The following is an 8,050-nucleotide window of genomic DNA, read 5'->3' on the forward strand; positions in this document are numbered from 1 at the left end:
TCGACTTCGGAGGGTGACGTCCGGCGTCACCCCGCAAGGCCGCGCGAACTCGCCGCCCAGGCCGCTTCGGAAGGCGACGTCCGCCGTCACCCGACGAGGCCGTGCGGGCTCGCCGCCCGGGCCGCTCCGGAGGGCGACGTCCGGTCTCACCCGATGAGGCCGCGCGGGCTCGCCGCCCGGGTCCAGGCGGCGAGGTGCACCTCGGCGCTGGACTCCCAGGTGAACTCCTTGGCCCGGGCCGCGCCCGCCTTGGCCAGCGCGGTGCGCCGCTCGGTGTCGTCGAGCAGCGCCGCGAGATCGCGGGCGATCTCGTCGGGGCTCGGGCCGGTGTAGGCGACCGCGTCGCCGCCGACCTCGGGCAGGGACAGCCGGGGCGTGGTGAGCACCGGCGCGCCGCACGCCATGGCCTCCAGGATCGGCAGGCCGAAGCCCTCGCCGAAGGACGGGTAGGCGGCCACGACCGCGCCGCCCAGGAAGCCGGGCAGGTCGGCGTAGCGCAGGTAACCCGGCCGCAGCAGGCGCAGGTGGCTCGGCACCTCGGCGATGGCCGCGTCGATCTCGTCGTCGTGGCCCTGGCCGCCGGCCACCACCAGCGCGGGCGGGTGCTCGTGGTCGCGCACGGCGGCGACCCAGCCGCGGATCAGGCTGGGCACGTTCTTGCGGGGCTCCTTGGCGCCGAGGAAGGCGATGTACTCCTGCGCGCCGAGCCCAAGCCGGGCCCGCACGCGCGCCTTCTCGTCGTCGCTGGGCGCGTGGAAGGCCTCGGAGTCCACCCCGTGGTAGGCCACGTCGATCCGCGTCGGGTCGGCGTCGAGCAGCCGGATCAGCTCATCGCGGGTCGCCTTGCTGGGCACGATCACCCGGCTGGCGCGCCGCAGCGACGTTTTGATGGCCGAGCGGAAGAACGTGCGGCGGGACTTGTCGTAGTGCTCCGGCTCGGTGAAGAAGGTGGCGTCGTGGACGGTCACCGTGACCGGGCAGCCGGCCCGCAGCGGGCACGTGTAGAAGGGCGAGTGCAGCACCTGCGCGCCGACCTGCTGGGCGAGGATCGGCAGGCCGGTCTGCTCCCACGCGAGGCGGGCCGGGCGGTGGGCCGCCGCGGCGGGGGCGGACATGATCCGCGCGTTGGGCAGGAGCCGGCCGTAGCGCTCGGCGTCGGTGCGCTGGCAGACGACCGCAAGGTCGGCTTCGAGCGCACCGAGCGCGCCTAAGAGGCCGTCGACGTAGCGTCCTACACCGCCTCGGTCGGCCGGGACACTCGTGGCGTCAACAAGCACGCGGGGCGGGCGGCCGGGGGTCACTTGGCGACTCCTTCTGGACTCGATCTGGACTCGATGCGACGTCTCGGTCAGAGACTACGCCCGTTCCGCCGATGATCGATGTCCACGACGCGACTAGCGACGTGAGTTCCACCCAGGATTCAGCCTGAATCAACTCACGTGTTCAGTTCATCGCGGCGCGTGAACGCTACTTCTCAGTACAGCTACTTCTTAATACAACGGCATGGGTACGTCGCCGGGCGCGCCTACCTCATATTTGCCCACACCGCGGACGTCGAACCGCCCGTCGTGGTAAACGGCGACATCCGCCCGGCCGTCCCCGTCGTACTGTCCGGGCACCGGCGTGTCACCCGGATCGCCGAGCTTCACCGGCGCCTGGCCGTCGATGGTGAACTGCTGGGTCATCGGGGACCAGACGGCCGGCTCCATGACGCCGTCGCCGTCGAAGTCGGCCGGCACCGCGATCGCGCCCGGTTCGCCGAACTGCCACTCGCGGATCGCCCGGATGGCCCACAGCCCGGTGGAGGGGCGCCAGATCGCCGGCTCGGCCCGCCCGTCGCCGGTGTAGTCGCCGGGCACGGGCTGGTCGCCGGGCTGGCCGAGCTGCAACTCGCCGACGCCCTTGATGTACCAGACCCCGTTGGCCGGCCGGAACACCGCGAGGTCGGCCTTGCCGTCGCCGTCGTAGTCGGCCGGGACCGGCACGTCGCCGGGCAGCCCCCACTGGACGGTCGTGCGGCCCGAGCCGCTCAGCAGGATGGTCCAGTTGCCGGTGGTCGGCGACCAGGTGGCGATGTCGGACCGGCCGTCGCCGTCGTAGTCGGCCGGCACCGCGATCTCGTTCGGCCCCGAGGTGAAGATCGGGTCGGGCGACCCCGCCACGCGCACGGTCCCGTCGGCCGGCCGGTAGGCGGCCAGCCGCGCGCGCACCGCGCCCGGCCTGACCAGGTCGCCGAGCAGCGCGGCGGCGCGGTCGCGGATGGCCGGCAGCGCGTCCAGGCCCTTCGCGCCCGGGCACTCGGTCGGGTTGGTCTGGCGGTGAGGGAAGACCCGGGGCACGGTGACCGCGGTGCCGGCCGGGTACTTCGACGTCGACCCGCCCCCGGTGAGCGTCACACTGCCGCGCGGGTCGATGGCCTGGCTCAGGGCGAGCTTCCACGCGGTGTACTGCGCGGCGGCCTCCACCACGGCCGGCGGGACGGGCGTGGTGCGGTAGTCGCCGATCATCGCGATGCCCGCGGTACCGGTGTTGAAGCCGCCCGCCTGGGCGCCCACCACCGGACGACTCAGCCCGCCGGAGCGGCCTTCCCAGAGCCGGCCGAAGCGGTCTACGAGCACGTTGTAGCCGATGTCGCCCCAGCCGCGGCTGACCGTCTGGTACTCGTAGATCGAGCGCAGGATCTTCGGCACGTCCGACTCGGCGTAGTCGTTGCCGGTCGCGGTGTGGTGCACGGCGACGGCCTTGACCAGCGGGGCATACCGCGGCCGCCAGCCCATGACCTGCTCGTTCGCGCCCCAAGAGGCCCGGGAGTTGATCGCCGGCATGGACGGGCGCAGCGCGGCCGGGGCGTCCTGCGGCGGGCGCACCGCGACGGCGTCACCGGGCGAGTCGGTCGGGTCGATGAGGTCGGCCGCGACGTCGTGCGGCGCGGGCGCGCCGGCCGTGCTCACCGCGATCTGCACCCCGTCGCTGCGGCCCACCCACACCAGGTCGGCCCCGCCGCGCTCGACCGGCCCGGCGCTCGGCGACGGGCTCGGCCGCGCGCCGGGCCGCCCGCTGGAGGGCACCATCACCGGGTCGCGGTCGTTCTCGCCGGCGCCGACGGCCCGCCAGGGGCCCCAGTCGCCGCCGGGGGCGTGGGCCCGGACCGCGATGCTCACGCCGGCGATCCGCCCGGTCTCGCGCCAGGTGACGCCGACGGCGCTGAACGGGGCGGTGGCCGGCCGGGTGATGGTGAGGGTGCGGCTGCGGGTGGTCCGGTGGTAGCCCTCGGCCAGCGGGACGCCGGCGAGCGGGTCGCGCGACGCGATCGCGCCGGCCGCCGGGCGGTCGAAGTCGCCGAGTTCCACGCGGGTCACGTGCGTCGGCACGCCGGCGCCGCCGGGGGCCTTGGCGGCCGGGTTGGCCCACTCGATCAGCGAGGTCAGGCCGTCGGAGGCGACCGGCGGGTCGGACGGGCGGGCCGTGGCGCCGCCGGCGGTCAGGCCACCGAGCAGGGTCAGGGCGCAGCCGGCGGCAGCGAGCACCCTGCCGCGCCGGTATCGTCGCGTTGCCCAGACGCCCATCCCGCTCCCATCCTCTCGTGGCTCGAGCGGAATGCTATGGAAGGGAATTTTCGGACATATGGGTAATACAATTCCTTCACTCTTTGCGGCAGTTGTCGGTAAGGACCCGTCACTTCCGTTCCTGACGTTCTACGACGACGCGACCGGCGAGCGGACCGAGCTGTCCGGGGCCACGCTGGCCAACTGGGTCGCCAAGACGGCCAACCTGCTCGTCGACGGCTGCGGCCTGGGCCCGGGCGACGTGGCCGCGGTGCGCCTGCCTGCACACTGGCAGACCGCCACAATCCTGTTGGGCGCCTGGACGGCCGGCCTGAGCGTCGCCTACGGCGAGCCGACCGCGGCCGGCGCCGACGTCGAGTTCGCCTCGCTGGCCGCGGCCGAGACCGGCGCGCCCGGCCCCGCCGACCGGTACGTGCTGGGCCTGGCCCCCATGGGCCTGCCGATGCGCGGCGGCGTGCCGGCGGGCTGGGCCGACTACGTGGCCGAGGTGCGGCAGTTCGGCGACCACTTCCCCGGGCCGGCCGACCCGAGCGGCACCGAGGACCTCGTCGTCAAGGGCCGCGCGCTGGGCCTGCCGGGCGGGCGGGTGCTCATCGACGCGGTCGCCCACCCGGACCCGGTCGAGTGGCTGATCGCCCCGCTCGCGGCCGGCGCCAGCATCGTGCTCAGCGTCAACAGCGACCCGGAGAAGCTGTCCGCCCGGGCCGCGACCGAGCAGGCCGAGCAGATTTAGGCCCCGGCGGCCACCTGGGCGGCGCGGATCTCGGCGAAGTAGCGCAGCGACTCGGGGTTGGCCAGCGCGCCCTTGGCCGCCGCCGCCTCGACGGGGGTGCCGGTGAGGATCCGCTTCACCGGTACCTCGAGCTTCTTGCCCGACAGCGTCCGCGGTACGGCATCCACCTGGAAAACCTGATCGGGAACGTGCCGCGGGGAGAGCGCGGTGCGCAGCTCCCGCGCGATGCGCGCCTTCAGCGCACCGTCCAGCGCCACGCCCGGGGCCGGCACCACGAACAGCAGCAGCTCGCCGGCGCCACCCTCGGGGTCTTCCAGGTGTACCACCACGGAGTCCACGACCTCGTCCAGCCCTTCGACGACCGAGTAGAACTCGCTCGTGCCCAGGCGCACGCCGCCCCGGTTGAGGGTGGCGTCGGAACGGCCGGTGATCACGCAGGCGCCGGTGGGGTCGATGGTGATCCAGTCGCCGTGCCGCCAGACGCCCGGGTAGGTGCCGAAGTAGGCGTCGGCGTAGCGGGAGCCGTCCTCGTCGCCCCAGAAGCCGACCGGCATGCTCGGCATGGGGGCGGTGATCACGAGCTCGCCCAGCTCGCCGACCACGGGCGTGCCGTCCGCGGCGTAGGCCTCGACCCGCGCGCCGAGGGCCCGGCAGGCGATCTCGCCGGCCCGCACCGGCAGCAGTGGCACCCCGCCGACGAAGGCGGTGCAGACATCGGTACCGCCCGAGGCCGACGCCAGCAGCACCTTGTCCGACACGGCCTCGTAGACCCACTCGAAGCCCTCGGGCGGCAGCGGCGCGCCGGTCGAGCCGACCCCGCGCAGCCGGCTCAGGTCGGCGAAATCCTTCGGCACCATGCCGGCCTTGCGGCAGGAGAGCAGGAACGGGGCGGACGTGCCGAAGTACGTTGTCCCGCTCTCGTCGGCGACCCGCCACAGCCATCCGAGGTCGGGGTGGGCCGGGTTGCCGTCGACCAGCACCACGGCGGCGCCCACGGCCGGGCCGGAGACGAGGTAGTTCCACATCATCCAGCCGGTCGTGGTGAACCAGAAGAACCGGTCGCCGGGGCCGAGGTCATGGTGCAGGGCGAGCATCTTGAGGTGCTCGAGCAGGATGCCGCCGTGCCCGTGCACGATCGGCTTCGGCAGGCCCGTGGTACCGGAGGAGTAGAGGACGTACAGCGGCTGCTCGAACGGCACCGCGGCGAACTCGAGGGGCTCGTCGGTGTCCGCGAGCAGTTCGCCCCAGTTCCCGGCGGACTCGTGCAGGTACCCGATGCTGATGACGTGCTCGACGGAGGGCAGCGCCGCCCGGATGGCCGCCACCTCGGGGGCGCGGTCGATGGGCTTGTCGCCGTAGCGGTACCCGTCGACGGCCACCAGGACCTTGGGCTCGATCTGCTGCCAGCGGTCGACCACCGAGCGGGTGCCGAACTCCGGCGCGCAGCTGGAGAAGATCGCCCCCAGGCTCGCCGTGGCCAGCATCAGCACGAACGTCTCGGGGATGTTCGGCGCGTAGGCGGCCACCCGGTCGCCCGGCCCCACCCCCAGCCGCCGCAGCCCGGCCCGGGCCCGGCGCACCTGCTCGCGCAGCTGGGCGGCGGTAAGCGTGACCGGCTCCCGGGTCTGCGACCAGGCGAGGACCATCGGCTCGTCGTCGGCGACGCCCGGCATGCGCAGCACGTGCTCGGCGTAGTTGAGCCGCGCGCCGGGGAACCAGTTCGCGCCCGGCATGCGGGCGTCGGCCAGCGCGGCGGTCGGCGGCTCATGGGTGATGACCTCGAAGTAGTCCCAGATCGCCTGCCAGAACTCGCCCGGGTGGTCGACGGACCACTGCCACAGCGCCTGGTAGTCACCCTCGGGGAAGCTCCGGCCCCGCTCCGCCAGCCACTTCGCGAAGGCGCCGATCCGGGTGCGATCGAGCACGTCCGCTGGGGGCCGCCAGAGCATCTTCGCCATTGAACCATCTTGCCGTACACCCAAACGCTGGTTCAGTGTGGGCGCCCACTACGTGATCCCGCGCTTCTGTGTGGCAGCCGCACCCCCGTCACGTCTTGTCTCGTTGGCGCTGGTGCTCCCTGTGCCGCTGGTGCTCTCTGTGGCTCTGGATGGCCTCCCGTCGCGCCAGGCGGTGCTCGCGTCGGATTTCCGCCTCTCGCCAGCGGCCCTCGTTCTGCGGGGAGTCGGGCACCACCGCGGGCAGCGGGCGCGGCTTGCCGTCCGCGTCGACCGCGACGAACACGAGGTACGCGGTGGCCACCACGACCGGCTCCCCCTCGCTCACCTCGTCCCACCGCTCGGCCTCCAGGCGCACGCCGATCTCCATCGACGTCGTGCCGGTCCAGTTGACCTGCGCATACGCGTGCACGAGGTCGCCGACGCGCAACGGTTCGAGGAAGGCGATCTCGTCGATCGAGGCGGTAACGGCCGTCCCGCCGCTGTGCCGCGCCGCCGCCGCACCGGCAACGTCGTCGATGAACTTCATGATCACGCCGCCATGGACCGTGCCGTACAGATTCACGTCCACGGCGGTCATGATCCGGCTCAGCGTGACCCGCGAGTAACCAGTGGGACGGCTGGGCGATCGGCCGGTGTGCTCGGTCATGGCAAAGACGGTACGGTGCGACCCATGCGACACGTCGGAAGCCTGATCGCGGGGATGTTGATCGCACCGATTGCGTGGCTGCTGATCGCCATCGGTCAACCCAAATCCGCGGACACCGTGGACAAGTGGCAGAGTCGCGGCGCCTTCGACTCGATCGACCTGCTCGTGCCCGCCGCGTATCTGCTCGGCGCCGGCCTGCTCATCGGCCTGATCGCCACCCTGCGCATCTCCCCGGTCGGCCCGATCGTCGCCGGCCTGGCCCTCCTGGCCACATACGTCAGCCTCTTCATCGACCCGCTGTCGGCGTTGAAGAGCCTGCCGAAGGACCTGGACCTCGGCTTCGTGACAGTCGACCTCACCGGCCCGATCCGCAACGGCACGACGGCCGTGCTGGGCGTGGCCCTGCTGATCGCCGCGGCGAGCGTGAAGCGGTGGCGGGCCTGGCCGCGGGCAGTGCCCCTGGCGCCGGAGTCCGCGGTCGAGTCGCCCGACGTCCACGAGTACCCGCTGGGCCACGGGCCGGCCGCCACCCCGCCCGTCGCCCGGCCGGCCTACGCCGGCTCGCCCACGGCGGCGTTCCAGGCCGGGTCGGCCGCGTCGACCTCGGAGCTGCCGTCGGCCGCGGCCGGCTACCGGGCCAGCGACGACACGCAGCCGGTGCCGCCGGTCGGCTTCCCGACGTCCGCTCCTCCGGTGGTCTCCGGGCCGCCCGTCATGTCCGGCCCCGTTTCCGGGCCGCCTGTCACCCCCGGCCCGCCCGTTGTCTCCGGGCCGCCTGTCGTTTCCGGGCCGCCTGTCGTTTCCGGGCCGCCTGTCGTTTCCGGGCCGCCTGTCGTTTCCGGGCCGCCTTTGGTTTCCGGGCCGCCTGCTTTCGGTGCGCCGGCGTTCCCGGGTGGGGCGCCGGTTTCCGGGCCTCCCGTGTTCGCCGGTCCCGCTGGCGGTCCGGGCGGCGTCGGTGGGGCGCCGATCTCCGGGCCTTCCCCGTTCGCCCCTCCCGGCGCTGGTGGCCCGGGCAGCGTTGGTGGCGCGCCGGTTTCCGGGCCCTCTCCGTTCCCCGCTCCCGGCGCCGGTGGCCCGGGCAGCGTTGGCGGGGCGCCGGTTTCCGGGCCTGCGGCCGGGTCGCCGCCGGGGCCTTTCCCGCCTGTGC

Annotated in this window: 6 protein-coding genes; 2 read left to right on the forward strand and 4 right to left on the reverse strand. The window is 73.6% G+C overall.

The annotated features are described in order from the left end of the window. Positions 1 to 146: 146 nt before the first annotated feature. Positions 147 to 1,301, reverse strand: a complete 1,155-nt coding sequence (locus tag AB0M46_RS30985) for a glycosyltransferase family 1 protein (RefSeq protein WP_363341715.1) — start codon at positions 1,299 to 1,301, stop codon at positions 147 to 149. A gap of 189 nt (positions 1,302 to 1,490) precedes the next feature. Then, positions 1,491 to 3,566 carry an N-acetylmuramoyl-L-alanine amidase gene (locus AB0M46_RS30990; protein WP_363341717.1) on the reverse strand — a complete coding sequence of 692 codons (2,076 nt, stop codon included), beginning with the start codon at positions 3,564 to 3,566 and terminating at the stop codon, positions 1,491 to 1,493. Positions 3,567 to 3,624: 58 nt separating this feature from the next. Here AB0M46_RS30990 and AB0M46_RS30995 point away from each other — a divergent pair, with 58 nt between their 5' ends. Beyond that, a complete protein-coding gene (locus AB0M46_RS30995; RefSeq protein ID WP_363341718.1) occupies positions 3,625 to 4,299 on the forward strand; it encodes a TIGR03089 family protein in 675 nt (224 codons plus the stop codon). Here AB0M46_RS30995 and AB0M46_RS31000 read toward each other — a convergent pair. Together AB0M46_RS31000 and AB0M46_RS31005 are read right to left on the reverse strand one after the other, a co-directional pair. Then, entirely contained in the window at positions 4,296 to 6,257 is a 1,962-nt protein-coding gene (locus AB0M46_RS31000; protein WP_363341720.1) for an acetoacetate--CoA ligase, read from the reverse strand. The two genes, AB0M46_RS30995 and AB0M46_RS31000, sit on opposite strands and share 4 nt — an antisense overlap. Before the next feature lie 88 nt (positions 6,258 to 6,345). After that, entirely contained in the window at positions 6,346 to 6,903 is a 558-nt protein-coding gene (locus AB0M46_RS31005; RefSeq protein WP_363341722.1) for an acyl-CoA thioesterase, read from the reverse strand. A gap of 24 nt (positions 6,904 to 6,927) precedes the next feature. On the opposite strand from AB0M46_RS31005, the gene AB0M46_RS31010 reads away from it, so the two are divergent. Continuing rightward, positions 6,928 to 8,050 (forward strand): hypothetical protein (locus AB0M46_RS31010; RefSeq protein WP_363341724.1); only part of this gene is annotated, 1,123 nt, incomplete at its 3' end.

It is taken from the genome of Dactylosporangium sp. NPDC051485, assembly GCF_040682015.1.
Taxonomy (GTDB): domain Bacteria; phylum Actinomycetota; class Actinomycetes; order Mycobacteriales; family Micromonosporaceae; genus Dactylosporangium.